Here is a 25,988-nt window from a genome sequence, read left to right as displayed (position 1 = left end):
AACTATGACGATAAAAGAAGCGATTTCACTGGCGGTACGCAACCTCGACCTGAGCCGGGAGCAAATGATTGATGTGATGCGCGACATCATGTCCGGCCAGTGTACCCAAAGTCAGATTGGTGCCTTTCTGACCGCCATGCGTATGAAAAGCGAGAGCATTGAGGAAATTACCGGTGCCACTACCGTACTGCGGGAAATGGCCACCCATGTCAATATTAATGCCGATCATCTGGTCGATATTGTCGGTACAGGCGGTGATGGCGCCCATCTGTTCAATGTTTCCACAGCCTCGTCCTTTGTCGCTGCGGCAGCGGGCGCCCATGTTGCCAAACACGGCAACCGGGGCGTATCCAGCTCCAGCGGCAGCGCGGACCTGCTGGAGCGCGCCGGGGTAAACCTGAATATCTCGCCGGCGCAGGTAGCCCGTTGCGTTGAAGAGGTTGGTGTAGGCTTTATGTTTGCGCCTGCACACCATGCCGCGACCAAAAATGTGGCGGCTATCCGAAAAGAACTGGGCATCCGCACCTTCTTCAATATTCTTGGCCCAATGTCCAACCCGGCTAATGTACCTAACCTGGTCATTGGCGTATTTACCCGTGAACTGTGTCGCCCTATGGCGGAAGTGCTGAAAGAGATGGGGAATAAACACGTTATGGTGGTTCATTCCCAGGATGGTCTGGATGAGATCAGCATTGCCAGTGAAACCTTTGCTGTCGAGCTGAAAGAAGGCAACATTTCAGAAACAGTGATCAAGCCGGAAGACTTTGATATTGAATCCCGAAGCCTGATCGGACTGAACGTTGAAGATTCAGCAGAATCCCTGGAACTGATCCGCAATGCCCTGGGTAAACGTGACAGCGTTAATGCCAGAAAGGCGGCGGACATGATTGCCCTGAACGCTGGCGCGGCTATTTATGTCTCTGGTGTCACCCAGACCATGCAGCAGGGTGTCGCCATGGCTCAGGACATCATTACCAGCGGTCTCGCTCTGGAAAAACTGTACGAGCTGTCCACCTTCACCAAAGCTCTGGCTGAATAATGGCGAATTAACAGGAGTGCCTATGTCGATTCCTACCATTCTCACAACCATCGTCGAACGCAAGTTTGAGGAGATTGCTGCACGACAAAAGTCGCTTTCTCTTGATGATGTGATCGCCAGAGCCAGGGCAGCCATGCCAACCCGGAGCTTTGCAAACAGCCTGGAACAACGTACAGCGTCAGGCCAGGCAGGCGTTATTGCAGAAATCAAAAAAGCGTCTCCCAGCAAAGGGGTGATCCGGGAACACTTTCAGCCCGCCGGCATTGCCAGAAGTTATGAAGAGGCGGGCGCCAGCTGCCTGTCCGTGCTGACAGACCGCGATTTCTTTCAGGGCTCAGAACAATACCTGCAGGAAGCACGTAACGCCTGCTCTCTGCCGGTTCTGCGCAAAGACTTTATGGTGGACGTGTGGCAGATTTACGAGTCCCGAATGCTCGGTGCCGACTGTGTACTGCTCATTGTCGCCTGCCTGACCGATGAGCAGTTGGTTGAAATGAGCAGCGTCGCCCTTGATCTGGGTATGGACGTTCTGGTTGAAGTTCACGGTGCCGAGGAACTCAGGCGAGCGCTGCCCCTGCAAGGTACCCTGCTGGGCATCAACAACCGCAACCTGCACACATTTGATGTCACCCTGGATAATACTTTTGAGCTACTGTCTTCTATTCCCTCAGACCGTCAAGTCATTACCGAAAGTGGCATTCACACCGTTGAAGATGTTGATGCCATGTTTGCCCATGGTGTTACCAGCTTTCTGGTCGGAGAAGCCTTTATGCGACAGGAGAATCCGGGTGACGGGCTGAAAAACCTGTTTGGGCACCGTCTGTGACTGCTCCCCACCCTATCGGGTGAGGCTTCTGATTTCTTAGGCAGCAACCGGCAGTCTGCCGGATTTACGCAAGCCTCCATCAGCAGAAACGGACAGTCCTTCCGCCTTTAATTTCAATATGCCTTGCTTCTTGATATTGCGAGCTGCATTAATATCCCGGTCATGGATAGCACCACAGCTACACTCCCATGATCGGATTCTCAATGGCATTTTTTCCTGTTTCAAATCGCAGACTGAGCAAGTTTTAGAGGATGCAAACCACTGGTCTATCTTCACCAGATGTTTACCTTCCTGCTTTGCCTTGTATTCGAGTTTGGTTATCAGTGAGTGCCAGCCAGCATCAGCAATAGAACGAGCAAGACGCTTGTTCTTGAGCATGTTCTTAACTTTCAGTGTCTCCACAATCACCGCTTGGTTTTCGTCGATGAGTTGTTTTGATAGCTTATGCTGAAAATCATTACGGGCAAAGGCTACACGCTCATGCGCCTTTGCCACCAATAAACGGGCTTTGTGCCTACCTTTTGAGCCTTTCTTGCAGCGAGATAGAGCCTGTTGTTTTCTTTTCAGGTTACGTTGTGCTTTTTTCAGAAAGCGAGGATTGCCAGTCTTATGGCCGGTACTGGTGATAGCCAGATCAGTAATCCCCATATCAACACCGACAACCTGATTAGCTTCAAGATTATCAATCTGTTTTGGTTGTTCCTGGGTATCATCAGCCAATATGGAGGCAAAATACTTGCCGGTTAGCGTTCTGCTCAGGGTGATAGACTTCACCTTACCCACTATTTCACGATGCACTTTAGCCCTTATGGGCTTGCGCTTGGGGATTTTTATCCAGTTATCGCCCACAGAGACAGACGTACAATGGTAGCTACTTTGCTTGCCATGCTTTTTCTTGAAGCGAGGAAATCTTGCCTGCAATTTGGGATTGAAAAAGTTTTGAAAGGCCGTATCCAGATTGATAGTGGCCTGTTGCAGTGCAATAGAGTCAGCGTTTTTCAGCCATGAGTACTTTCGGCTTTTCTTGGCTTTTGCCAGCAAGGGCTTCAGGTGTTTTTTGGGAGAAAGGCTCTGCCCACGAACCTTGTAATAATGAACCTTAATAGCCAGGGCCTTGTTCCATACGAACCGCACAGCATCAAACTGACGGTCGAGAAATTCCGCCTGCTCTGATGTTGGATAGATTCGTACTTTGGTGGCTCTCAGCATGGAACATTATTTCAGTGCTCATTAATATAAAGTTAATATTATAGGTATTTGAAAGAGGTTTTCAAGTGAGCGCACACAATAAAGATTTGCTTAAAGGGTATCTTCGCAAACGACATAGCGTTACCAAGCTGGTTGTTCATTTGGTGTTCACGACAAAGTACAGGCGAAAGCTTTTTGATGGCTATATGATCAGGCAGTTACGGGAGTCGTTCGAGAGTGCATGTGAAAAACTGGAATGCCAGTTACTTGAAATGGATGGCGAAAAAGATCACGTACACCTGTTGGTGGCCTACCCACCAAAACTGGCTATCAGTGTCATGGTAAATAATCTCAAATCAACATCATCAAGACGGTTGCGAATGCTGAATACCCACCTTACTGCTCAGAGCAAAGCAGGCTTAATGTGGTCAAGGTCTTACTTTGCTTGCAGTGCTGGCGGTGCAACTATCGAGACTCTGAAGGACTACGTTAATAGCCAGAGTACACAGATTGATGGCGGAAGGCTCTGCGCCTTCCCGTCTTATATCCCCGCCCGCATTGGGCCAGGGTTTACGACGATTTTGCTAATTTGCTGTTGGCTGTTAGCTGTTAGCAGCCAACAGCCAATAGCTAATAGATCACTTCACAACCCCACAGGCAATTCTGGCACCGCCTCCCCCCATTGGTGGATTATCGGAGTAGCTATCACCTCCACTATGAATCATCAATGAACGACCTTTGACGTCTGACAGTTTTAAACGTTTTGCGACTACGGGTGACTTGGCAAACCCTTTTTCATCAACCACAAGGACCGGAAGATCTCCTTTATGACCATTACCATCAGGCCCAGCATGCTGACCGGTGTGATCAGGGTCATAGTGCCCACCTGCTGCCAGAGCGGCGACCATGGTGCCGTCCTTTTCAGCCGGTTCACAGGACGGATTTTCGTGAACATGAAAACCGTGTTCGCCCGGCACAAGGTCGTGCAGGTCAGGTGTAATTTGTAACCCGTCCGACACGTCTTGCAGAGTAACGGTGCCAAGCTCAGGGCCAACCCCCTCAGGCGTTACCCGGTTAATAACGACCTCCACTGAATTATCAGAAGAACATCCCGCCAGAATGACAGCGGTAAGCAACGAAGCCCTGAAAGGTATAGACAAGGGCAGATACAGATTGGTGACTTTCATAGCCAACCTCTTTTTGATTGCCACCAGCAAATATAGTCAGCCATGAACAGTCTACCAATGAAAAATACCTGCCACCTGCCGGCCTTGATGGTCCACAGGTTTACAGTAGGGTGCAATTAAAAGTGTTCCCCTGGCGGCACCTGCCTGGAATTGTTGTTATGGGAGAGCCTGATAAAGCAGGAGATCAATGGTTAAGTTGCCCCATAGAGCAGGGTCTAAACCGACAGTCGTCGATTCATTGCGTCAGTGATGGAGCCAAATGGATTGCCAGCCAGACCGATCGAGTCTTTGCTGGTCAAAGGCATTTTCCGGTGGATTATTATCACCTCTGTGAATACATCACAGATGCCGACAAAGAGTGCTTTGGTAAGGACGAAAAGGCCTGTAACCTACCTGAGATGACATCTTTAAGTGGCTTGCCTCCAGCTATACAAATCAGGACGGAGATTTTTTTGACAAGCCGGGTACACCCCGAAAGCCCGGGTGACGCTTAAAGCCAGGTTCATAGACGAAATCCTTTTCGCCCTTCCTGCAACGACAAAAGACACAGTGAACTCTTTGATAAACATGCCCCGACAAATGCAAAGTACGGAGTAAGCTAGAAAGCTCTATTTTATAACCTGGTTCTATAGTAACAATATCGAAATTAAGGAACGGATGGTGAGGAACTGGCTCAATACAGGTGGCTGACCACTTCAAAGTTTTCTTTATTCGCTCATCATTATTCCTCGGCCCCTTTTTATTAACAAAGGCGGCTTCCAGGAAGTAATTAACCACTTTCTGTCCCGGCAGGCAAACCTCAAAATAAGGGTATTGGCACGTTATAACCATGCTCAACCAACAATCTAGCGTGCTTCCATGGGGGCAGTAGAAAAACAGAGTCGTCTCGGCAGGCACATCAAATAACATTGATGCGGGTACATCAAAAGCGTTTGTCGATCTCAAACAACTATCGTCAGCAGCCCTTCCCTGTACATATTGCTCAGGGATGTAGTGACCGTAAGCCTCAATCGCAAGATTTTGGATATTCAGACCAGGCCTGTCACAGGTGTACAGTCTTATCATTCCACCCAATGGTAATGAGGTGGCCTGTATGCCTCTCTGTGAAAATATACGCTGTAATATTCGAAACACAATTCAGTACCGGTCAGTTCAAACCAGAAGTTAATCCTTAACAACGCCATCATTGACTGTCGTGTCAAAAATAACGGCGCTATTTATCAGGACATGGTGACATGATTATAATCAACGCATAAAATTCAACTCTTGCACTTTGCTTGTTCCGGTTAATTTTTCCCTATACCCTTCGCAGTTGGTCTCCGGTTGTAATGTAGATACCAGTTTTACATCCGGTTTGAAATCTTTATTTAAGGAATAATTCAATGCAAGCGCAGGTAAAATGGGTTGGCGATTATCGCTTTCTGGGTCTCACCGACAGTAACCACTCTGTCGTTATGGATGCAAAATCGGATGATAAATCAGCGCCCTCTCCCATGGAGATGGTATTAATGGGGGTAGGGGGCTGCTCATCAGTGGATGTGGTGAGAATTCTGAGGAAGTCCCGCCAGAGTGTGTCTGACTGCAAAGTCGAGATCAAGGCTGAACGTGCCGACTCAGTGCCAGCGGTTTATACCCGCATTCACCTGCACTTTGTAGTGACGGGCAGAGACCTTAAAGAATCACAGGTAAAACGTGCCATCGACCTGTCTGCCGACAAATACTGCTCGGTTTCCATTATGCTGGGCAAAGGCGGTGTTGAAATCAGCCACAGTTATGAAGTCGTTGAAGCCTGATCGTCTGTTTAACCGCCCCCCTGGCAGAGCTATCTCTTTATCGCAAATCCTAATCTTGACTTATCCTTTTCAGTGATGAGTCAAGATCATGTTGCCATTACCTCCTGAGCAATGGGCGGAACGTACTTTCGGGTCAGCGTATGCAAAGCGCTGATAACCTTGAGCGAATGGCCGTGATACTGATGTTTGTAGCAGTCAGACTGATCCAGATACGGGAAGCACTCATTTTGCCTTATAACCGCAAACAGACTGGCGGTGAGGTGTGGCATGAAAAAACGTCAGCCGATCAAATGGTCAGCGATGATGTGGTAAAGAGATAGCTAAAGGACGGGGATTCCTACAGCTAGACGGCCATGCCCGACCGCAAGAATGTTTCTGACTGCGTTCTGGTCACGCAGATGCTCAGCTCCGCACTCTATGCCGACACAGCTGAGAAACCGGAACAGCTTCTACCCTGGCAAGTGAAGGTATCTCAAGAATAAACTGATCAGTCAGAGCAAGCTATAACGCCGGTTTTTTTGTCTAATGCAAGCTTTCGCCGACACGCCGGGCAATAAAATCCTGTGCCGGGACTATTTTGATTTAACTTGAGAAGACATGCAGTGTGGAATTTAGCTTCGCAGCATGGAGTAGCTGTAGTTTCTCCATCACTTAAACTATCAAAACAAATAGGACATTCATTACCAGGATCTCGCACCAGGTCACCCGGCTCAAGATAGGTAAATGTACCGGAAGCTTGAGAGAACGTTGTCGGGACTACCGTGGATGTAGGACTTTGAACTGTTGTGATAATTGCAGTATCAAGGGAAGAGGTTACCGTTAATACGGTATTTGCAATACCATGTAAGGATTCCGTACGTTGAGTTTGTATCGTTGCTTGTGCACCAGATGTAAGTTCGTCGTCCCGAGGATTATGAGACAATTGAATGTGCCGATACAAGTTTCTACTATAGCGATAACAGCTTCTGCAGAGAACACATTGATAAGGTCTTTCACCCATATGATAGGCATACATATGCCGAGTCAAGGATCTAACGCGATTAAAATCCATTCTACACACAGGACAATAAACAGTCATAAGCATCAACCTTTGCAGGTACCACCATGTCAAACCCTTTCATAGCAGAACCTTCTTCATTCAGTTTAGGTGAAAGCCTTATATTGTCTGTCTTTTCCGGGCTTGCAGCGGAAGAGATATGCAACAGCAAGATATTTTTTCCGCCCCTGAAGGGAGGTAGGAGGGGTAATGGCCAAACACTGCTATGATGTGCGCCATACTAGTGAGAATTTACCCGGATAGAAGTATAACGGCCATTGATTGAAGCTGCCAATTCTTCAATTCTTCCTGTCATGCAACAATTCAGCAGCTTGATCAGTAGTTGTCAGCTTTGCACCAACAGTACGAACCCATTTGACATCCTCCCCGCCGCAAAACCCTCCCCCAAGCCGGTAAAATCCTAAGTGGTCAGCGATGATCGTAGAAGTCTGGCGCATGGTGCGCCAGTTCTGGGGTGTAGATATGTGATAAAGAGATAGCTGGCAGAGGAGCAACGCCTCTTAACCCGGAGGCCATGCCATCTGACGCCCACCCAGCAGATGCAGGTGGATATGATGAACGGACTGCCCACCATGACGGTTACAGTTCAGTACAACACGATAACCGTCGTCTGCCAAACCCTCCTCAGTCGCCAGTTCTCTGGCTTTCAACATAATTTTACCCAGCAGCAGCTGATCATCCACTGAAGTATCGTTCAGTGTGGCAATGTGTTTTTTCGGAATAATCAGGATATGCGTCGGTGCCTGAGGATTGATATCCCGAAACGCCAGCAGTTCATCGTCTTCATACACCTTGTTGGTAGGGATTTCACCTTCCACCATCTTGCAGAAAAGACAGCTCATTAACGGTTCTCCATTCTGTCAACTCATCAGGGGCGTTCAATCTGACGCTCCCACAGCAGGGTAGAACCTACCACGGCAGCAGGCATAATCACCAGATTTATAAAAGGCACCAGCAACAATAAAGAGACTGTCGCACCAAACCCCCAGACACCAGTGCGTTGCTCCCGAAGTCTTACCAACATGTCATTGAACGACACTCCCCGGTTATCTGCGGCGTAATCACAATACTGGATCGACATCATCCAGCTATTGAACAGAAACCAGAGTACCGGACTCACCAAGTTGACCACCGGAATAATCGATAAAATCAACAGCACCAGCGCCTTGGGCAGGTAATACACCAGTTTACGAAGCTCACGGCAAAGCGTTCGGGGCAGCAGAATCAGCCAGTCTTTCAGCTCATAGTCCGGCAGATCATCGGCTCCATTCAACCGTTGGACTTTTTCTGCCAGCAACCCGTTAAAAGGGGCGGCAATTAAGTTACCAAGAATCGTAAAGGTAAAGAAAACCGCGCCCAGCACCGCCATGGACAGCAAAGGCCAGAGCAGGTATTCCAGAAAGGACAGCCAGGAGGGTATCCAGCCAAACAGGTCTTCCATCCAGACGCCAAACTGCCGGAAGGTCCAATAGATCAGCCCGCAAAATACCAGCAGGTTAATCACCAGCGGAATCAGAACAAACCAGCGAATAGCGGGGTCTGGCAACTGTCTCAAACCTTCCAGAAAATATCCCGGGCCACTGGCAACAGATTCATTCATGCTCTCAACTCTCTGGTTCGTTATTGAATATTCTGCCCGCCAGTATAACAAGGGAAAGCAGCCATCACCGTTCCAGAGAAAAAAACAACTACAGCGGAAATCCTAATACTCACTGGTTCTAATCCTGACCGGTGTTATTATTGTTTTCTGTTTTAAGAACACTTGCGCAGACATCTGCCGGATGCCGCATTCCAAGGAGTATAAAAATGAGCGAAGCCAAACCTTCCCCGAGACATTGCCGGTTGCTTATTCTCGGGTCTGGCCCGGCTGGATATACCGCTGCGGTTTATGCTGCCCGTGCCAACCTTAATCCGGTGATGATTACCGGTATGCAGCAGGGCGGACAGCTGACGACCACTACCGATGTCGACAACTGGCCGGGAGGGGCTGAGGGTTTGCAGGGCCCGGGCCTGATGGTGGATATGGAAACACACGCCAAACGTTTTGGCACAGAAATCGTCTTTGACCATATTGAAGAAGTCGACTTCAGCCAGAAGCCTTACACCCTGAAAGGCAGCAACACCTACACCTGCGACGCCCTGATTATTGCGACGGGTGCCAGCGCCCGTTATCTGGGACTGGACAGTGAAGAGGCTTTCAAAGGCAAGGGTGTGTCAGCCTGTGCCACCTGCGATGGTTTCTTCTATAAGAACAAAGATGTGGTGGTGGTAGGTGGTGGCAACACCGCCGTTGAAGAAGCGCTTTATCTGTCCAACATTGCCAGAACCGTTACCGTTATTCATCGCCGCCAGGGCTTCCGGGCAGAAAAAATTCTGCAGGACAAAATGATGGAGCGGGTAGAGAACGGCAATATGCGTCTGGTACTGGACTCAGTGCTGGAAGAAGTACTGGGCGATGATATGGGCGTCACGGGTGTGCGGGTTAAAAATGTACTGACCGGCGAGACTCAGGACATTGACGCCCCGGGTTGCTTTATTGCCATCGGCCACTCACCGAACACCGGTATTTTTGCCGGTCAGCTGGCAATGAAAGACGGTTACATCATTGTCGGCAGCGGTCTGGAAGGCAATGCCACCCTGACCTCTAAAGAAGGTGTGTTTGCGGCAGGGGACGTGATGGACCACGTTTATCGCCAGGCCATTACATCTGCCGGAACCGGCTGCATGGCTGCCCTGGACGCTGAGAAGTATCTGGATTCTCTGGCTTAAAGGCATACCCAAACCGTGAGAGCAGGATTTCCTGCTCTCATACCCATTCCGCCTTCCGGGTAAATCATTCCACAAGCCTTGATTTTATTGGGTTTATGCTTTTGATGGCACAGTGCAAAAAGTTTCTGGTCAGCGCAAGCGTTACTCAAAAGTCCACTAAACTGTAACCCATGCATTTCATCCTTAACGCCAGTAAGTAGTGTGTGAAGATGCCCTTAGCCCAAGCACGGGAGCTTTCAGAATTTGCTCGTAATTTTTTTCGGGGTTCTCTGAAAGCTGCGAATAAAGTATATAGCCTGGAATATGGAAGTGTGCCTGAAGACGACAAGCTTCGACGTAACTCCAATCGGCAGAAAGCGCTTCAGTCACATAAAGCCTTGTCTAAGCTCCCGATACTGGACAGGATCAAGACTTTAGAAACATGGGAGCAGGAAAAAAGGTGTGGTAATTGTCACGAGTATGCACAGGTTGCAGCTAATGAGGGTATAAGAAGGAAAATTCCCAATATCTGGCTAGCTACTTTGGTTAACGGGATGCATTGTTTTTTAGTACTGGCTGATACCCCAGTCCAGTTTAATACTATGCCAATAACAGAATTTAAACATTTTGAGCAAAATGACTTTTCCGTATGTGACCCATGGTTTAACATCAGCTGTGAACTATACCTCTACCATTCGAAAACCTTCGAAAAAGCTTGTGACTGGAATTACAAGGGTAAGCAAATAACATCGAAGCTATTTCGAACGGGTGAGCCGGCTGTACAATGGTTTCACAGGCTTGTAAATATCAAAATTGCGTTTTATCAAATAACGAATGAGAAAGGTGAGGCAATTTCTTTGGGTACCGGTATTTCTTAACAACGTTATCGCTTCATCTTGAGCAGGTCACTTTAAATCGCTGGCAAGACGGAATGACAAGTAATAGCAAACGGGCTATTGCGAGAAATTCCAACGAAGAACCAGCGGTTCAAAATGACTACGCAATTCACGTTTAGCGGATGGAATGGATATCACCCGTCATCAACTGGTCTGGCTCTTTTCAGCCACCGGGCTGGCAGGCTCAACCTCTACCGCTGGTGCGGCGGGTTTGTCTTCAGGTTTTACACTGAACTCTTCAGACAGGGTTCCCCTTTCGTCAGAAGCCTGTTTCGGAGCATAGTCCTTTGGTTGCTCTATGGCCTTTGAGCGCTCGGTCCTGCGTTTGTTCATTTTTCCAGACAGCAGGGCATTGCTACTCAGCAGCGCATCACTTAAACGGTTTTTTACCGCCTCATCTTCACACAGACTTTCTGCACCATTCGCCATGTGTTCATGAACATCACGATAGCTGTCAGTCAGCTTGTTGATGAGGTGAGCAGTGGTGCCAAAATGGTCGGATACTTTGTTCTGGTAATCTTTAAAGTCATTCTGCAGTTCATCCAGCTGATTCTGCAGCTTGCCCCGTTCAGACCTTGACCCGGCCAGCAAATGGTAAAGCAATGCCCCAGCCAGCATCCCCCCCAGAAACGCCAGACTGCCTACAAACCAAAGTACATTTATATCTTCCACAGTATTGCCTCAATGGTACGTTCTGACTTCGGCTTATGACTCAGATAATGTTCATTGTTCAACGAGAAACCACTCCCCGATCCTGAAAGCCAGTTTTGCTTACGTTATAATTTTTCCATGTCAAAGTATACATAGGTCTGGGGGTTCTTACGCAGGTTGCTCACACTTTACTTATTCTTGCGGTTGCTGCATTAACGTCATAAGGGTACATTGACCAGCAACGGCATCACCAGCGCAGTCATAACAACCAATAACTCTTGCCAGACCTGACCATGAAAAGCAGCATAACGCCACAGGAACGATACCAGCGAGACCTGAAACGCGACGACTTTATGCCAGACCCGGCTCAGCTGGAGGCGGTGAAGCAGTTACAAAACCTCTATGACCAACTGATTGTCACTGAGTCGCCGTCATTGCTGCAACGCCTGAATCCATTTGCATCAAAGCACAAGGCACCGATTCAGGGATTGTATTTCTGGGGTGGCGTCGGACGCGGCAAAACCTACCTGATGGATACGTTTTTTGACTGCCTGCCCTTCCAGCAGAAAATGCGCCTGCACTTTCATCACTTTATGCGACGAGTGCATTCTGAATTAACAGGACTGGAAGGCGAAAAGAACCCCCTGAAAAAGGTAGCGGAAAAGCTGGCCGGTGAAACCCGGATTATCTGCTTCGATGAATTCTTTGTATCGGATATTACCGATGCCATGATTTTGGGCAGGCTGTTTGAACAACTGTTCCAGCGGGGCGTGACACTGGTCGCTACCTCCAATGTCGAACCCGACCTGCTCTACAAAGATGGCCTGCAACGCGCCCGTTTCCTACCGGCCATTGCCTTGTTAAAAAAACATACGCAGGTCATTAATGTGGACGGCGGCGTTGACTACCGTCTGCGCTTACTGGAGCAGGCCGAAACCTGGCATTACCCACTGGATGAACAAACCCGTTTGCGACTGACTGACGCTTTCGCCGCGCTGGCTGCCGACTTTAGCCATGCAACGGGCAATCAACCCGTTACGGTTGCTGGCCGGGAAATCCCCTGCAAGCACAGCTGTGAGGATCTTGGCTGGTTTACCTTTACCGCCCTATGCGACGGCCCGCGCAGCCAGAATGATTATATTGAGCTTGCCTGCCTGTTTCAGACCGTAATACTTGAAGGCGTTCCACAAATGAACGCTAGCAAGGACGATCAGGCTCGTCGCTTTATCAACCTCATCGACGAATTTTATGATCGCCACGTCAAGCTGATTGTCTCCGCTGAAGTAGCACTACCAGAACTGTACGTCGAAGGAAGACTGGGGTTTGAGTTTCAGCGAACCCTCAGTCGCCTGCAGGAAATGCAGTCGACTGAATATCTGGCACAACCTCATCGGTCTGCCGTCGTTTAAATCTGTTCAAAATACGTATATTCATGCAATCCAACCGTTTTTCATTCCATCGTTTTCTCAATGAATCCAGAGCACTCCTGCGTCTGTCTTTCCCCATCATTATTACTCAGCTGGCGATCAGCGCCATGGGGTTTGTCGATACCAGTATGGCGGGGCAGGCCAGCGCCCGCGACCTGGCAGCCATAGCGGTAGGAACCAGCCTCTGGCTGCCTGCCAGCCTCCTGTTAAGGGGCACCCTGATGATGCTGACGCCGGTAACCGCTCACCACCGTGGGGCCAAAAACCAGACCGGCTTATCGGTAGATTTTGGCCAGACCCTCTGGATTGCCCTGCTCTCTGCACTGGTTCTGATGGCCTACCTGGACCAGAGCGAAAACATTCTGACTTTTATGAACGTTGACCCGGAAGTGGTCCCCGTCGGTGTTGGCTACCTGTGGGCTCTTGCTGTAGGTGTACCGGGTATTGCCCTGTTCTACACCTTCAACGGTTTTCTGGAAGGCATGGGGGATACCCGTGCGCCAATGGTGATGTCACTGCTGGGTTTGCTGGTGAACATTCCGGTTAACTATGTGTTGATATACGGCAAACTGGGTTTACCTGAACTGGGTGCCGTCGGTTGCGGCTGGGCGACAGGTATCGTTTACTGGCTGATGTCACTGATGATGACTCTGTATATTACTACACGACACCGTTATAAGGTTTATGTGGTTCCACAGCTGATGGTACCTCGCTCGAAGCGAATGTTTGAGCTGTTCAAACTGGGGTTGCCCATTGGTATTAATGTTTTTGTCTGCGGCAGTATTTTTGCGGTGATCGCACTGCTGATCGGTAAGCTGGGGGCTAACCATATCGCTTCCGCCCAGATTGCCCTGAACTTCTCCAGCATGACCTATATGATTCCTATGAGCCTGTCATTTGGTATTACTATCAGAGTTGGTCATGCACTGGGACAGAACAATACGACTGAAGCCCGATTACGTTCTATCAGTGGCGTTTTGCTGGCAGGCATGATTGCTATGGTATCTTCCAGCGCCCTGCTGCTTTTTCCAGACCAGATCATCGGCCTTTACACCAATGAACCGGAAATCGTTGAAATGGCGGCAGCCCTTCTGGTGTTTACCGCCATTTATCAGTTCAGCGACGCTATACAGGCCGCGGCCAATGGTGCACTAAGAGGCTATAAGGATACCCGTACGCCTATGCTTCTGGCCTGTATCGCTTACTGGGGCATCGCCCTGCCATTGGGATACACAGCTGCCATGACTGACCTGCTTATACCCGCTATGGGCGTCCGGGGCTTCTGGGTTGGCATTGTTTCAGGGCTGACGCTATCCGCTGGCTTTATGGTGATTCGTCTGATCCGGAAAATGCGCAGTGCTTAAACCGGCTACGGCTTGTTTTGGGGTGTAGTTGTTTCGGGGTATAGCTGCTTTAAAAGACATTTGACGTTAGAATCAGTAACCCTGAAGAAGCACTTTTTCATTATTGCTACCCGGTGCGGTTAATGATTTCAGCTCCGGGTTCACTATTCAGAATCCGGTTTTATTGACACTTACGATATCTCAACCTAGTTTTCTCAGGTCGTTAACTTTCTGCTTTCAAACTTCTGATTTTCACTTCGTTGACTTGCTTAAAAGTTAATGAATTTCATTAAAGGCTGGAGATAAATAGCTTTTTTATTTTCCTTGCCAGCAAAATAGACAGGATCGAATTATGACTCGATGTAAAGCATTGATTAAGCCAATAAAAAACTGGATTATTTTATTATCCATCTTGTTGTTTTCACAGTTTTCTGTCGGTTCGTTTATCTATATTGAGGGTGATGAAAGTAAACTCACTTTTGAAGGCAAAGTTACCAACACGTGTAAGCATATTCTCGTTTATTCACCATACAAGTCATTTTCTTTTGAAATACGTTCACTTGATACTCATGCCGGAGAACAGCTGCTTTTTATTAATCGCAACAAGAATGGAATAGGCGTTATCCTCAGCTTTGATAACCCGCTGCCTCCCGAAATGTTACCTATGCACTTTGACACAGTTCACAACGAATACAAAAACGAGGAGGACAACGCAAGTCTAGTGACTGCTCCCCGCCTTATCAGGCGAGGCTTCTGATTTCGCAGGCTACAGCCAGTTGATATCAACCGGACTTACATAGAAGCCTCCATCAGCAGAACCGGACAGCCCTTCCGGTTTTAATTGGTCTTTGATCGGTTCGCTGGGTATCTATACGGTTCCCTCTACGATGCGTTTCAATAACGACTTTCGCGGGTCTTCTAGCCCAACAGGTAGATCATCTACCTTGAATTTTTTGTTTCGCAGCGCTTGGTTTTCGTCACCGCTAGTCCCAACTCAGGGACAGACCTGCGAAAAATATAACCTATTGCATGTATACGGTCAACCGGAAGGCTCTGCGCCTTCCCGCCTTATATCCCCGCCCGCATTGGGCGAGGGTTTACGGCGATTTTGCTAAAGTCAAAATCAGAGCAGTATCCATTCAGGACTACAAACCAGCACCAGACCCCAATGAACAGTGCAACACTGGCAATGACTATTTAAGAAAAGGTAAAAAAGATGACGATGATCATGACCACAATAGGAACATGTTTAATAATTTCCTAAGGCCGGGTTCATGCATCGTTCAATAATATTCAGCTTATACTTCAATGGCACTGCCTTAAAGCTTCATCCTGAAATATCAAGACTTGCTCAAGAAAAAAAACGACTATAAAAATTCATGAACATTCCAAGCCTTGCTGACGATCTTCTCAAGCAATACTCACTGTCTGGAGATGGATGTATTGCGTCACAAAACACTAGAAACGGTCAGAAAGAAACCACTGTACATCTGCTATTACAGACACAACCGGGCGAAGACTTATGCAATTTTTTTAACTCATAACAGGTCGTTTCAGGCTCTTTCATGAAGCAGGTGCTTTAAAAGACATTTGACGTTAGAATCAGTAATCCGAACGGAGGAGTAAGATGAATCTAAATATAACAAACAAAGTCTTCATGGTGGCCGGGGCCAGCTCTGGCCTGGGTCTGGGTATTGCCCGGCAACTGGCGTCTGAAGGGGCAAAAGTCTCAATCGCCAGCCGTTCACCCGACAAAATCACACAGGCGGCCTCAACCATCAGCAGTGAAACCAGCTCGGAAATTCGTGGTTATGTCTTCGATGCCCGTAATCAGGAGAGTATCCGCCACTGGGTTCACTCAACCCTGGATGATTTTGGTCATATCGATGGTGTTGTGATCAATGCTGGCGGACCACCTCCGGGATCGTTTGATGAACTGGACGACAAAGCCTGGCAAAACGCCTTTGAACTCACCCTGATGAGTGCTGTACGCCTGATTCGTGAAACTTTACCCGCCCTCAAGGTCAACGGTGGCAGCATCCTGACCCTGACGTCTTCTACCATCAAAGAGCCGGTTGACTTTCTGACCCTGAGTAATGTTATGCGTTCCGGTGTGGCCAGTCTGGCAAAAAGTCTGGCAGACCAGCTGGCTGAAGATAATATCCGTATTAACAATCTGATTCCCGGCAGCATTCAGACCGACCGTGTTGATGCGTTAAACCAGTATGTTGCCAGTCGCAGTGGTACGTCCCGGGATCAGATTCGTGCCAAAACTGAAGCCAATATCCCGCTGGGGCGTTACGGTAAAACAGAGGAGTTTGCCAAAGCCGCCACTTTCCTGCTGTCTGATGCCGCCAGCTACATCACCGGTAGTAGCCTGACTGTGGACGGCGGTCGTATGAAGAGTTTATAAGTCATTCAAACTTTGAGTTTCTCACAGAGGTTTGAGGTCTGACAGCCCCAAACCTCTCAGACTGGGGTTGTTATATTTGAGAAGACTTTGCCGTTGATCGTTTTTTGTACCTTTCAGTCTCTACACGATTCACGAGGTCTTTATCCCAGCCCAGATAAAATATCTCTATGAAACGAATAATTTTATCAACTGACTTTTCAGCCAGTTTATGGTGAGGATGGGCATGGAGGTTCTTTTGGAGAATGAGATCAATCATCCCACGGGCTGCCTTTTTGTTACTACTCGGGAGTTCACCCAGCATTTTGATGAGCTCTTTCATGGTTTTCTCTTTCAGATCAGCCTCAAGGCTATCACTCAGCCACCAGACCGTCCCTTTGATTTTATTCCATCCTTTATCGCCGTCATCACCTCCTCCAGCGCCTCCTGCAGCAGCTCCTCCTGATGCTTCTGTTCCACCGAAACTCCATGGAAGGCATACGTAAATGGTAACTACATCTACGGTATCCCCGGATACGTTATTCCCTGAACGCCCGCTTTCAACCTGACTTTCATCTTCAGGCTCACTCAACCATAAAGGGTTATCTCCCCTGTAAACTATCCCTTCAGAATCAACGATGAGCCCATTGGCAGGTCTTTCATCATTAGAAAACTGCACAGTCAAAGTGAGGTTTTCGTGATCCTTTTGCAGTACTGCCACATACCCTTTGGGAATAAAAATACTGTTATCCCAGTTTTCATCAGCCAGCTTCAGATCAAACCGTGATACCTGCCAGGCGCCTGTCTTAGTCTGGGCAATGACAACGATATTCTGGCTGGTCAGTATTTCAAACCGGGCTTTCAGGTATTGAACCGCCTGACCGTTCTCTGGCAGGGTCTTATCAGAGTTTCTTTTTTCCAGATAGTAAACCGGCATTGTGCCATTCTTTGATCCCAGCAAAAATCGTGCAGGCAGAGACGGTTCATTGTCTGGCAAAAACTTCAGCTTGCCCTCTGATAGCACACAGGATAATGCATTTGACGGACACCCGTATTCAGGGGGAACAGGAAGCAGGTTATAAGGACTGGCCACAACCGATAACTGTGTTGTTCCAGCAAGTATCGCAGATGGGGTAAAAAGCATAGCAAGGCAAATAATAGCGAACCACACTGTATTTTTGGTAGCTCTTAAGTGCTGCTTCAAACGAACCATTAAAGTATTTCCTCAGCAAGAAAAAAATTTCAATCATCTAATCGGAAAAGAAAGGCTAGTTCACCTTTAAAGAGCTCGCTCAATAACATAGGAAATAATTATATTTATGATTGAGGCATCATAGGTTTTTTGTAGACTATGCTGACCACCGTCACTTATTGAATCGTAATTGCTGCTTTATGACGATAACATCCACCCCCAGATTCATTTTATTAGTTATTATCATGCTAAGCTGTGTAACCAGAATGGCTAACCCTGATAATAATGTACTCAAACACTCAAATGGGATTATGCCGGGCTTATCTTTTATCCTGCAAAGAAAAACAAGTGAAATTTATAATTATGAATTTTTAATACAGCCTGACTCTTTGAGCTTACCTTTCAAAAAGACACCGAACGGAAACAAAGATACTGCCAGCAAAAGGGCCGCCCCACAGCAGTCCAAAACATCGTCTGCTTACACATCAGGAAGTGGCTTTCACATACCCGATCGCCATGGCAGAAAGTTTTCTTTCAGTAATGAAAAGGAAGAATTGGCAAATTTGCTTCTTGAGATTGATCAGATTCTGGAAGAACACTACAAATTTAATTTTGTGATCGTTATCACCTTAAATAACATTTTCCCCCCAGAATTAGATAGCTTAGTGAAGCGGCATCCAACTACATACCAGTTTCCCCATCATTCCCTCGAAGGTTCGAATCGACCACGGCAGTGGGTTCAGGCCTTCGTGGGGATAATGATGGGGTATTTTTCTCAACAACTTTCCTTAAACAACCAGAATGCCCAGTTTCATGATCCTGAACCCTATCTGAACGCAACTGTCCATAAGCAAAATCTGCTAAAAAAAATGGTTAAGCATTTTCATAATTATCCAAATGCTTTTTTGGTCTACAACCTGACATACCCACTGCAACCTGAAGCCCTTAACAAAATAAACAAAGGGAAAGAATTCACCTATTCTAACCATCGGACAAGTATTAAATTACCTGTGCCGGACGCTGTTATTGCCAATACTGGCACCCAGATAATCAAACATTCTGCATTATCTTCAAGCCGAATATTAAACATCAACCGCATCCTGAAGGAATGGGTGAAGAAAGACAATGATAATCCGGTAAAAAAAATACGAGAATGGCAGAGTATCAGAGAGAGCTCAGAAAAGCCTTTTCTTGTATATGACAATATAAAGACCAAGCAAGTGAGTGGAGTAAGTCTCTGTACTTTTGACAGTTTTATCAGTCGTTTCAACGAACTGCTTATTTTCTATTTCGGCATGGTTCCTGACCGTTATTATGACGGTATTAATGAAGAAATAGTAAACGACAGGTTACAAGGAAAGCCAGAGGCCGAAAAATTAGAGCCAGCCCCATACGCTGTTGAAGATCTGCCTCACACAATACTTACCCCATTTGAAAAAGAGGGCGTTCTGAAACAGGTTCTATTCAGTAATACAAGAGTCAACAAAGGGGTAGCACTAAGAACTCTAATCAACCTCATGAGTATCGATGGCGATTTACAAGGGAAGCCTACATTCCTGATTATATTAGGAGACAGCATTGTAGACCTGCCTATGATTCGCATCGACCAGAAAGCCAACGCACTCAGTCAACTGACTGAACGACAAAAAACACTGGCTAAAAACAGCATAACTTCATTGATTGACTCATCTCACGAAGCCCATTCTCAAATTATCTGGCTTATGAGCATTGCTTTCAACAACCTCAACCTGCAATCACTCACCAACCCCCGTGTCAGCGAAATGCTCAAACACGAAAAGGTGAAAATGGTGAACGGTGAGCCTGGCTTACTCACGGATATGAAAGCTATCGTTGATCAACTGAAAAGTACCCGTTTTTCTATGTGGGACGGCCTTTTGCCAGGCCATTGACAACCATTCTGTCACGCAATGTTTTACCTACAGGCGGGTAGTGTTTCAGCACGAGGCAGCTCACCACTTTTCTGATCCTTCTGATCAGCCTTGCGGGATAAAAACAGTAAATGCCCCGAGAAGGGTCTCGCTCAAGAAACACACGGGTAACGGCAGGAACCTGCGAGTACAGAAAGCGCTTTCTAACCAGATACATGGTATCAACCTTTTTACGGAACCTTTTTACGGAACCTTTTTATAGAACAAAGAGGAGGAGGCACGGCGAGAGTTCCACCGTCCGTTGGTATTAGTCCATGTACGGGTTAGAAAGTTCCCTGACCGTCATGTTAAAAGTTGGAAGGGTATCAGGAGGAAATGTACCGAGCTATTGGCTATTGGCTTTTGGCTTTTGGCTATTGGCTTTTGGCGTTTAGCTGTTCACAGCCAGCAGCTAATAGCTAACAGCTAATAGCTAACAGCTAACAGCTAACAGCTAACAGCCAACAGCAGCATATTCCCTTATTTCCGGCTGTTGCGGATATGGTCGTAAGCACCCTGTATTTCCTGGGTTTTCTGCTTGGCGACTTCCATCATCTCTTCCGGCAGGCCTTTTGCTACCAGCTTGTCCGGATGGTGCTGACTCATCAGCTTACGGTAAGCCCGCTTTACTTCAGCGTCGGTGGCAGAGGGTTCAACCCCCAGAATTTCATAGGCCTGCTTCAATTCATCCCGAGCCGGGCGCCTCCAGTCTGTTCCGCCCCCCGCCTGCTGCTGACCGGCATGATGATAATAAGCCTGTTGCGCCTGAAAACGTTTGTGCAACAGCTCAAAGTTGAGCTGGCTGACGCCCAGCTGGTCGCAGATATGGCGAAATACGGCACGCTCTGACTGTGTCAGCCCACCGTCGGCATAAGCCGCCTGCAACTGAATTTCCAGAAACATGGGTATCAGGGTGCTGGAGCCAGCCACCCGGCGAAATTCTGCCAGTGCCTCAGAAATATCCGTTACCGGGTTCTTCCCCTGATTAAACAGTTCAATCGCCGCCTGACGCTGTTCTTCAGAGAGGCGCATTTCCCGCATAATGGCAGACGCCATCTGGATTTCATCTTCACTGACACGACCGTCTGCCTTAGCGATACGTCCCATTACCAGAAAAGAGGCGCGAAAAAAGGCTGACTGCACACGTTGTCGGTTATAGCCTCTGTGACCGCCATACCGGCGAGACTGATTCGGTTTTATAAAATTCCGGTCAATCCAACCACCTATAAACGCACCCAGCAGAGCGCCGAAAGGCCCGCCCCAGATCACCCCAAGAAAAGCACCAATTACTATTGCTGTCATGTAACTTACTATTGCTGTTATTTAACAGATACTGCCCGAAGAGCCACCTGCCAAATACTGTTCCAAATCGTTGAGTCGTTCAACTGTACCAACATCCGTCCAGAGCCCCTGGAAATGCTCTCCGGTCACTTCACCATCGGCTATAGCCTGCTTCAGAACCGGCGCCAGCGCCTGAACGCCGGTAGGAGTGTCAGCGAACAGTTCCGGCGTTAAGACACTGATGCCGCTGTAGGTCAGCCACTGTTCGCCCTGTTCCTGAACCCTGCCCTGTTGCAAAGCAAAATCGCCGGTTTTCCTGAAGTCCGGATTATTCACCATAATCAGGTGCGCCTGCCCGTCTATGCTGTCAGGCACAAGATCAAAAGGATAGTCAGTAAAGACATCACCATTGACCACCAGAAACGGTTGATTATCTTCAGACTGACCATCCTTAAGCAATGGCAAAGCCTGAATAATACCACCCGCCGTTTCCAGGGGCTCAGGTTCTTCTGAATAAGCAATGTTGACGCCCCAGCGGGAACCGTTGCCCAGCGCATTGACAATCTGCTCACCATGCCAGGAGTGGTTAATCACAATATCGTTGAAACCGGCTGCTGCCAGCTGCTCAATATGATGGATTATCAGGGATTTACCCGCGACTTCAACCAGGGGTTTGGGCTTGTTCAGGGTCAGGGGGCGCAGACGCTTTCCAAGACCCGCTGCAAGGATCATCACTTTCATGAATTAACAGACTGACCCTCTGTTCCGGTAGGCGTTCCAACAGTCGATGAGGTCGACGCCGGCCTTTCAGCAACATTATCTGCCGCTATCGCAGTAATATCAGCCATCTTTTGTGTCAATAGCGGAGCCACCCGCTGCTGCAGCCACTGTCCGTGCTGCTCAAAAGCAGGATAACGCTGACAGACTTCCAACACATAGCGGAACGTAGCAGGAATCGCTGAAAGGTATTGCGGTTTATTATCACGCAGCCACAGCCGGGTAAATATGCCCAGGCATTTGAGGTGGCGCTGTAATCCCAACCAGTCAAACCATCTCTGACAGGTGGCCCAGTCGGTCTCTTTAAGCAGGTCATGCTGCCTGATAAAATCCTGTAGCCAGCCTTCAACCTGATCTTCAGGCCAGCTGACATAGCAGTCTTTTAATAACGAAACTGCGTCGTATAAAACAGGGCCGTGCAAAGCGCCCTGAAAATCAATGACGCCAATCTGATTATCAGGCAGGCTCATCAGGTTGCGGGAATGGTAGTCCCGGTGAATAAAGGCAGAAGGCTGCTCTATAGCACTGGCAATCAGCATCTGATCCAGCCCACGAAACAGTTTTTCTTCCTCATCAGTCAGCTCAATGCCAATCAATTGCTGAACAAACCAGTCCCTGAAAAGTCTCAGCTCTGTTTGCAGTAGCGTTTCATCGTATTCCGGCAAGGTATCTGAAGGGGTCACCTGAATGGTTCTGAGCAGTGACAGGGCATCTGCATAAATCGCATCAACCGAGTGGTGATCAAGCTGATCCAGCAACAGAGTGTCGCCAAAATCTTCAATCAGCATAAACCCCTGATCATAATCCACGGCTTTTAACTGTGGCACTCGTATACCAGTATCAGACAGCATACCGGCAATACTGACAAAGGCGGCCGTGTCTTCTTTTTCTGGCGGTGCATCCACAGCCAGCAATGACCCCTGCGGAATCTGTATACGGTAGTAGCTGCGAAAACCTGCATCCCCACCCACTGGTAACAGTTGTACGGCATCTGTTAAGTGTTCTTCAGCGGGCACCAGCTGCTGCTGTACCCATTGTGCCAGCTGTTTCCGACGAGCCAGCTCAGGTTTAGATAGCTGAGGTAGCTCCTGCCGGGACGGTTGGCGAATCTGGTCAGATGGAGTCATGTCTAGCAAAGAATTTCCTTGAAAGTTTCTCTGAGTCAGGCAGCATAGAACATCGGCTGAAAAAACCACTTTTTCAGCCCATAAAATTTTTTTAAGTTATTGCACTGTTGGTCAGAGTAACACAGACTAATAGCAGTTATCACCGGAATAAATCTGATATAACCAAGAATAATTGACAACAATCATACAGTTAATCCGTTACAATGGCCGGTTAACGCAAACGGAAACCAACCAGGTCGTGTTTTATGTGAACATTAAACAATGATCGCATGGCTGTTGAACGTTTAAAAACACACTGCCGGGACTGCAAAGCTCATGGAGACGCATCACTTACCTTTCAAACTTCGGGCATTAACTCTGGCGATAGCCAGTGCCATAATTGCCGGACAACCAGTCAGCAAAGCCAGAGCCGAAAACAACCTTTCCGCCGATACTGAGTGGAGTTGCGAAATAGCCAGCGATGACAGTGGCTGGCAATGTTCTGTGGTGCCGTTAAAACAGGGAGCCATGAAACGAGCCCCCCGCCCTGTCACTGCTCCAGTCGTGAGCCCAACGTCTAAAACGATGGCTGTCGTCAGTCAGCCTGAAGGTATACGTACACAGCTGGACTGGGTAAACAAGTCGAATTTGAGCGAGGCCAGGTGCCAGCGACTGAAACGGGAAGAACCCTGGTGTGCTGGCACCTATGTCGAGCCAACCCGCCCCGGTAAAAACTTCAAAGGCGATCCAAACTCTGCGCCCATTATTGCCGATGCCGATGAATCCACTTACCAGAACTCCATAGCTACTCTGCTGGGTGCGGTAAAAATTCGTCAGGGTAACCGTCAACTGGAAAGCGATGAAGCCTACCTTGATAACGAAAAGAACTTTGGTGAATTCAAGGGCAATGTTGTTTTCCGTGAACCCGGCTCCCTGATTGTGGGCGATACCGCCCAGTCCCAGCTGGATACCGGCCGGACTGAAATCGACAATGCCCGCTATGTGATGCATGAGTCTCATGCCAGGGGCAGTGCTGAGGTTATATTGCGTCATGAAGACGCCACCATGGAGCTGGATGACGCCACCTACACCTCCTGCCCCCCCGGCGAAAAAGGCTGGCAGCTGTCAGGCGACAGTGTCACACTGGATCCATCTACCGGCTATGGTACAGCACGTAATGCGGTTGTCAGGGTGCAGGATCTGCCTGTTTTTTACAGCCCATACCTGTACTTCCCTATTGATCAACGGCGTCAGTCCGGTTTCCTGTACCCAACGAAAATGGGATTTAACGACGAGGCAGGTGTTGAGTTTGGCCTGCCTTACTACTGGAACATCGCACCTAATTACGACGCCACCTTTACACCAAGGGTCATGACCAAACGCGGTTTTCTGCTGGAAAACGAATTCCGCTACCTGACCGAAAAGGATGAAGGTGAACTGGGTGTTGCCGGCCTGATTGGTGGTGACCAGCTGGAAGATGAAAACAGACATTACAAAAAAGACCGCTGGTTTGCCAATGCCCGCCATCGTCGTCAGTTTAATGATCGCTGGATGGCTGAGCTGGATTACGCCGATGCCAGCGACAAGGACTATCTGGAAGATTTCGGCTCCAGCCTGAACTATTCGGCCTCCAACCCTTTAAATCAGCGTGTAATGACCCGCTACGATGGTGGCGATGACTACACCAACTGGCAGGCAAAGCTGGATGTTCACAAGAAAAAGAACATGAACCGTACGGCGGATGACCCCTACAACAAGTTGCCGCAAATCGAACTGAGGGGTAACTGGCAGGCCACCGACCGGGTTCAGGTGAATTATCTGGCGGATTACACCTATTTTGATCGGGCGGATGACTGGAATTACGTCAAAGAACAGCCTCATTCTGACTTCCCGGGCCGTTCAGGCATCTATGAAAGCATTTATGACAAGGGATACGGTATTCAAAGAGCCGTTGGTAGCCGCGCTTATTTTGAAAGCGGCGTCAGCTACCCGATGCATAAAAGCTGGGGCTTCCTGACGCCTGCCGTTACAGTGCGTAGCGTCAATTACAGTATCTCCAACCTTAATCAGGAACAGGTTATTGCGGACCTGAACAGTTCTTACTGGCACAGAAGCTTTGAACAGGGTGACTTCACTAAGTCCCCCTCAACCACAGTACCTGCGTTCAGTGTTGACAGTGGACTGTATCTGGACAGGTCGACGAACCTCTTTGGGGCTGCCTATACCCACACTTTAGAGCCAAGGATCAAGTATCTCTATGCGCCGTATGTCAAAGGGCAGGAGTTTAACCCCCTCTTTGATACAGGCAACATGGGGTTCAGCTACAGCGCTCTCTGGTCAGATAACCGATTTAGCGGTTATGACCGTCTGGCTGATGCCAACCAGCTGTCTCTAGGGTTTACAACCCGTTTTATTCAGGATGATGGCTTTGAACGCATGCGCTTTGGCATCGGACAAATTGTTTATTTTGATGATCGCCAGGTGTATATAGGAAATAATCTCGGCTCCGGTGACCCCAATTACATTCCCGATTTTGACAAGGATGAAAATGCCCGACGCCAGAAAGATGAACTAACCGCCGGTACCTCGCCCGTTGCCTCAGAATTCATCTACAATTTCACCCGAACCATGAGCCTGCGGCAGGACTTTGTGTGGAATGGCAACGAAAATCGTGTTGATAACTATGCCCTGACCTATCGCTATCGCCCTTCATGGCGCAAGACTTTTAATGTGGGCTTCCGGTTTGCGGATCGTGTTGATCGTTATAAGAAAAATGAAGATAACACCAATTACGTCGACCCGGTTACCGGCAAAAATGTTCTGGTCAACAACGACCTGAAAGCCACGGATATCAGCTTTGCCTGGCCGATTCCCTACACCCGGAACTGGTCTGCCATGGGTCGCTGGCAGTACGATATGACCAATAAGCGGAACCTTGAGGAGCTGTTTGGTGTCGAATATGCCAGTTGTTGTTATCAGGTGCGATTATTCTGGCGTTCCTATGTTAAATCGACCGATAATATCGACCATCCAAAAAACAGAGACGGCATCTACCTGCAGTTTGTACTGCGAGGTCTGGGTAGTTTGACCGGTTCTTCTGGTAAAGAGTACTTGCAAGGTATTTCAGGTTATACAATTCGCGAGAAGTAATGATGAAGGG

Annotated in this window: 25 protein-coding genes and 1 pseudogene; 14 read left to right on the top strand and 12 right to left on the bottom strand. The window is 48.2% G+C overall.

Annotated elements, in window-relative coordinates; all coding sequences use genetic code 11:
• Nucleotides 1-4 precede the first annotated feature (4 nt).
• Together trpD and trpC are read left to right on the top strand one after the other, a co-directional pair.
• Entirely contained in the window at nt 5-1,039 is a 1,035-nt protein-coding gene (gene trpD, locus NX720_RS19010) for an anthranilate phosphoribosyltransferase (RefSeq protein WP_262596725.1), read from the top strand.
• A 22-nt stretch (nt 1,040-1,061) separates the two neighbouring features.
• Nucleotides 1,062-1,865, top strand: a complete 804-nt coding sequence (trpC, locus tag NX720_RS19005) for an indole-3-glycerol phosphate synthase TrpC (RefSeq protein WP_262596724.1) — start codon at nt 1,062-1,064, stop codon at nt 1,863-1,865.
• A gap of 36 nt (nt 1,866-1,901) precedes the next feature.
• On the opposite strand, the gene NX720_RS19000 is transcribed toward trpC, so the two are convergent.
• Nucleotides 1,902-3,074, bottom strand: coding sequence for an RNA-guided endonuclease InsQ/TnpB family protein (locus tag NX720_RS19000; RefSeq protein WP_262596723.1), 1,173 nt, complete (start codon nt 3,072-3,074; stop codon nt 1,902-1,904).
• Between the two features lie 65 nt (nt 3,075-3,139).
• Here NX720_RS19000 and tnpA point away from each other — a divergent pair.
• Nucleotides 3,140-3,559 (top strand): annotated as a pseudogene (tnpA, locus tag NX720_RS18995) (IS200/IS605 family transposase); the annotation flags it as partial.
• Nucleotides 3,560-3,691: 132 nt separating this feature from the next.
• Here the strand turns inward: tnpA and sodC are convergent.
• On the bottom strand, nt 3,692-4,240 hold the full coding sequence (sodC, locus tag NX720_RS18990; protein WP_262596722.1) for a superoxide dismutase [Cu-Zn] SodC: 549 nt from the start codon (nt 4,238-4,240) through the stop codon (nt 3,692-3,694).
• Nucleotides 4,241-4,257: 17 nt separating this feature from the next.
• On the opposite strand from sodC, the gene NX720_RS18985 reads away from it, so the two are divergent.
• Nucleotides 4,258-4,734, top strand: a complete 477-nt coding sequence (locus tag NX720_RS18985; protein WP_262596721.1) for a hypothetical protein — start codon at nt 4,258-4,260, stop codon at nt 4,732-4,734.
• On the opposite strand, the gene NX720_RS27255 is transcribed toward NX720_RS18985, so the two are convergent.
• On the bottom strand, nt 4,676-5,305 hold the full coding sequence (locus NX720_RS27255) for a putative adhesin (RefSeq protein WP_404831007.1): 630 nt from the start codon (nt 5,303-5,305) through the stop codon (nt 4,676-4,678). The two genes, NX720_RS18985 and NX720_RS27255, sit on opposite strands and share 59 nt — an antisense overlap.
• A gap of 317 nt (nt 5,306-5,622) precedes the next feature.
• Between NX720_RS27255 and NX720_RS18980 the strand changes: the two genes are divergently transcribed.
• Both NX720_RS18980 and NX720_RS18975 read left to right on the top strand, forming a co-directional pair.
• Nucleotides 5,623-6,033 carry an OsmC family protein gene (locus tag NX720_RS18980; protein ID WP_262596720.1) on the top strand — a complete coding sequence of 137 codons (411 nt, stop codon included), beginning with the start codon at nt 5,623-5,625 and terminating at the stop codon, nt 6,031-6,033.
• A gap of 140 nt (nt 6,034-6,173) precedes the next feature.
• Nucleotides 6,174-6,353, top strand: coding sequence for a hypothetical protein (locus NX720_RS18975; protein WP_262596719.1), 180 nt, complete (start codon nt 6,174-6,176; stop codon nt 6,351-6,353).
• 167 nt (nt 6,354-6,520) lie between these two features.
• On the opposite strand, the gene NX720_RS27250 is transcribed toward NX720_RS18975, so the two are convergent.
• The 4 genes from NX720_RS27250 to cysZ all read right to left on the bottom strand — a co-directional run bounded on the left by NX720_RS27250 (nt 6,521) and on the right by cysZ (nt 8,690).
• Nucleotides 6,521-7,033: an RING finger domain-containing protein gene (locus tag NX720_RS27250; protein ID WP_404831006.1), complete on the bottom strand. Its 513-nt coding sequence runs from the start codon at nt 7,031-7,033 to the stop codon at nt 6,521-6,523.
• A gap of 52 nt (nt 7,034-7,085) precedes the next feature.
• Nucleotides 7,086-7,241: a hypothetical protein gene (locus NX720_RS18970; protein WP_262596716.1), complete on the bottom strand. Its 156-nt coding sequence runs from the start codon at nt 7,239-7,241 to the stop codon at nt 7,086-7,088.
• Nucleotides 7,242-7,590: 349 nt separating this feature from the next.
• Nucleotides 7,591-7,932, bottom strand: a complete 342-nt coding sequence (locus NX720_RS18965) for a histidine triad nucleotide-binding protein (protein ID WP_262596714.1) — start codon at nt 7,930-7,932, stop codon at nt 7,591-7,593.
• Nucleotides 7,933-7,958: 26 nt separating this feature from the next.
• Nucleotides 7,959-8,690: a sulfate transporter CysZ gene (cysZ, locus tag NX720_RS18960; protein WP_262596713.1), complete on the bottom strand. Its 732-nt coding sequence runs from the start codon at nt 8,688-8,690 to the stop codon at nt 7,959-7,961.
• Between the two features lie 206 nt (nt 8,691-8,896).
• On the opposite strand from cysZ, the gene trxB reads away from it, so the two are divergent.
• A complete protein-coding gene (trxB, locus tag NX720_RS18955) occupies nt 8,897-9,859 on the top strand; it encodes a thioredoxin-disulfide reductase (RefSeq protein WP_262596711.1) in 963 nt (320 codons plus the stop codon).
• 209 nt (nt 9,860-10,068) lie between these two features.
• Nucleotides 10,069-10,716 carry a hypothetical protein gene (locus NX720_RS18950; RefSeq protein ID WP_262596709.1) on the top strand — a complete coding sequence of 216 codons (648 nt, stop codon included), beginning with the start codon at nt 10,069-10,071 and terminating at the stop codon, nt 10,714-10,716.
• A gap of 162 nt (nt 10,717-10,878) precedes the next feature.
• On the opposite strand, the gene NX720_RS18945 is transcribed toward NX720_RS18950, so the two are convergent.
• Nucleotides 10,879-11,406 carry a YhcB family protein gene (locus tag NX720_RS18945; RefSeq protein WP_262596708.1) on the bottom strand — a complete coding sequence of 176 codons (528 nt, stop codon included), beginning with the start codon at nt 11,404-11,406 and terminating at the stop codon, nt 10,879-10,881.
• A gap of 272 nt (nt 11,407-11,678) precedes the next feature.
• Between NX720_RS18945 and zapE the strand changes: the two genes are divergently transcribed.
• From zapE to NX720_RS18925, 4 genes are all read left to right on the top strand, one after another.
• A complete protein-coding gene (zapE, locus tag NX720_RS18940; protein ID WP_262596706.1) occupies nt 11,679-12,794 on the top strand; it encodes a cell division protein ZapE in 1,116 nt (371 codons plus the stop codon).
• Nucleotides 12,795-12,817: 23 nt separating this feature from the next.
• Complete coding sequence (locus NX720_RS18935; RefSeq protein WP_262596704.1) at nt 12,818-14,176, top strand: MATE family efflux transporter; 1,359 nt, start codon at nt 12,818-12,820, stop codon at nt 14,174-14,176.
• Between the two features lie 331 nt (nt 14,177-14,507).
• The gene (locus NX720_RS18930) at nt 14,508-14,912 is read left to right on the top strand and encodes a hypothetical protein (RefSeq protein ID WP_262596703.1); all 405 of its coding nucleotides are present in this window, start codon (nt 14,508-14,510) and stop codon (nt 14,910-14,912) included.
• Nucleotides 14,913-15,782: 870 nt separating this feature from the next.
• Nucleotides 15,783-16,568: an SDR family oxidoreductase gene (locus NX720_RS18925; protein ID WP_262596701.1), complete on the top strand. Its 786-nt coding sequence runs from the start codon at nt 15,783-15,785 to the stop codon at nt 16,566-16,568.
• Nucleotides 16,569-16,638: 70 nt separating this feature from the next.
• On the opposite strand, the gene NX720_RS18920 is transcribed toward NX720_RS18925, so the two are convergent.
• On the bottom strand, nt 16,639-17,688 hold the full coding sequence (locus tag NX720_RS18920; protein WP_262596699.1) for a hypothetical protein: 1,050 nt from the start codon (nt 17,686-17,688) through the stop codon (nt 16,639-16,641).
• A gap of 314 nt (nt 17,689-18,002) precedes the next feature.
• Between NX720_RS18920 and NX720_RS18915 the strand changes: the two genes are divergently transcribed.
• A complete protein-coding gene (locus NX720_RS18915) occupies nt 18,003-19,646 on the top strand; it encodes a hypothetical protein (protein ID WP_262596698.1) in 1,644 nt (547 codons plus the stop codon).
• 498 nt (nt 19,647-20,144) lie between these two features.
• Here NX720_RS18915 and djlA read toward each other — a convergent pair whose 3' ends face one another.
• From djlA to NX720_RS18900, 3 genes are read right to left on the bottom strand one after another with little or no spacing between them, the layout of a single operon-like run.
• Entirely contained in the window at nt 20,145-20,966 is an 822-nt protein-coding gene (gene djlA / locus NX720_RS18910) for a co-chaperone DjlA (protein WP_262596696.1), read from the bottom strand.
• A 21-nt stretch (nt 20,967-20,987) separates the two neighbouring features.
• The gene (gene murU, locus NX720_RS18905; RefSeq protein ID WP_262596694.1) at nt 20,988-21,686 is read right to left on the bottom strand and encodes an N-acetylmuramate alpha-1-phosphate uridylyltransferase MurU; all 699 of its coding nucleotides are present in this window, start codon (nt 21,684-21,686) and stop codon (nt 20,988-20,990) included.
• Entirely contained in the window at nt 21,683-22,849 is a 1,167-nt protein-coding gene (locus NX720_RS18900) for an aminoglycoside phosphotransferase family protein (protein WP_262596692.1), read from the bottom strand. The genes murU and NX720_RS18900 overlap by 4 nt, the downstream gene beginning before the upstream one ends.
• 315 nt (nt 22,850-23,164) lie before the next feature.
• Here NX720_RS18900 and NX720_RS18895 point away from each other — a divergent pair, with 315 nt between their 5' ends.
• On the top strand, nt 23,165-25,978 hold the full coding sequence (locus tag NX720_RS18895; RefSeq protein WP_262596691.1) for an LPS-assembly protein LptD: 2,814 nt from the start codon (nt 23,165-23,167) through the stop codon (nt 25,976-25,978).
• The last annotated feature ends 10 nt before the right edge of the window (nt 25,979-25,988 follow it).

The organism is Endozoicomonas euniceicola, assembly GCF_025562755.1.
Taxonomy (GTDB): domain Bacteria; phylum Pseudomonadota; class Gammaproteobacteria; order Pseudomonadales; family Endozoicomonadaceae; genus Endozoicomonas_A; species Endozoicomonas_A euniceicola.
Note: the sequence above shows the minus strand (reverse complement) of the source record. Positions and strands in the feature narration are given on the sequence as shown.

What these genes read in the sequence shown, in the direction of transcription:
- trpD (WP_262596725.1), top strand. Translation starts at nt 5, where the DNA reads ATGACGATAAAAGAAGCGATTTCACTGGCGGTACGCAACCTCGACCTG.
- trpC (WP_262596724.1), top strand. Translation starts at nt 1,062, where the DNA reads ATGTCGATTCCTACCATTCTCACAACCATCGTCGAACGCAAGTTTGAG.
- NX720_RS19000 (WP_262596723.1), bottom strand. Translation starts at nt 3,074, where the DNA reads ATGCTGAGAGCCACCAAAGTACGAATCTATCCAACATCAGAGCAGGCG.
- sodC (WP_262596722.1), bottom strand. Translation starts at nt 4,240, where the DNA reads ATGAAAGTCACCAATCTGTATCTGCCCTTGTCTATACCTTTCAGGGCT.
- NX720_RS27255 (WP_404831007.1), bottom strand. Translation starts at nt 5,305, where the DNA reads ATGATAAGACTGTACACCTGTGACAGGCCTGGTCTGAATATCCAAAAT.
- NX720_RS18980 (WP_262596720.1), top strand. Translation starts at nt 5,623, where the DNA reads ATGCAAGCGCAGGTAAAATGGGTTGGCGATTATCGCTTTCTGGGTCTC.
- NX720_RS18975 (WP_262596719.1), top strand. Translation starts at nt 6,174, where the DNA reads ATGCAAAGCGCTGATAACCTTGAGCGAATGGCCGTGATACTGATGTTT.
- NX720_RS27250 (WP_404831006.1), bottom strand. Translation starts at nt 7,033, where the DNA reads ATGGGTGAAAGACCTTATCAATGTGTTCTCTGCAGAAGCTGTTATCGC.
- NX720_RS18965 (WP_262596714.1), bottom strand. Translation starts at nt 7,932, where the DNA reads ATGAGCTGTCTTTTCTGCAAGATGGTGGAAGGTGAAATCCCTACCAAC.
- cysZ (WP_262596713.1), bottom strand. Translation starts at nt 8,690, where the DNA reads ATGAATGAATCTGTTGCCAGTGGCCCGGGATATTTTCTGGAAGGTTTG.
- trxB (WP_262596711.1), top strand. Translation starts at nt 8,897, where the DNA reads ATGAGCGAAGCCAAACCTTCCCCGAGACATTGCCGGTTGCTTATTCTC.
- NX720_RS18950 (WP_262596709.1), top strand. Translation starts at nt 10,069, where the DNA reads ATGCCCTTAGCCCAAGCACGGGAGCTTTCAGAATTTGCTCGTAATTTT.
- zapE (WP_262596706.1), top strand. Translation starts at nt 11,679, where the DNA reads ATGAAAAGCAGCATAACGCCACAGGAACGATACCAGCGAGACCTGAAA.
- NX720_RS18935 (WP_262596704.1), top strand. Translation starts at nt 12,818, where the DNA reads ATGCAATCCAACCGTTTTTCATTCCATCGTTTTCTCAATGAATCCAGA.
- NX720_RS18930 (WP_262596703.1), top strand. Translation starts at nt 14,508, where the DNA reads ATGACTCGATGTAAAGCATTGATTAAGCCAATAAAAAACTGGATTATT.
- NX720_RS18925 (WP_262596701.1), top strand. Translation starts at nt 15,783, where the DNA reads ATGAATCTAAATATAACAAACAAAGTCTTCATGGTGGCCGGGGCCAGC.
- NX720_RS18920 (WP_262596699.1), bottom strand. Translation starts at nt 17,688, where the DNA reads ATGCTTTTTACCCCATCTGCGATACTTGCTGGAACAACACAGTTATCG.
- NX720_RS18915 (WP_262596698.1), top strand. Translation starts at nt 18,003, where the DNA reads ATGGCTAACCCTGATAATAATGTACTCAAACACTCAAATGGGATTATG.
- djlA (WP_262596696.1), bottom strand. Translation starts at nt 20,966, where the DNA reads ATGACAGCAATAGTAATTGGTGCTTTTCTTGGGGTGATCTGGGGCGGG.
- murU (WP_262596694.1), bottom strand. Translation starts at nt 21,686, where the DNA reads ATGAAAGTGATGATCCTTGCAGCGGGTCTTGGAAAGCGTCTGCGCCCC.
- NX720_RS18900 (WP_262596692.1), bottom strand. Translation starts at nt 22,849, where the DNA reads ATGACTCCATCTGACCAGATTCGCCAACCGTCCCGGCAGGAGCTACCT.
- NX720_RS18895 (WP_262596691.1), top strand. Translation starts at nt 23,165, where the DNA reads ATGGAGACGCATCACTTACCTTTCAAACTTCGGGCATTAACTCTGGCG.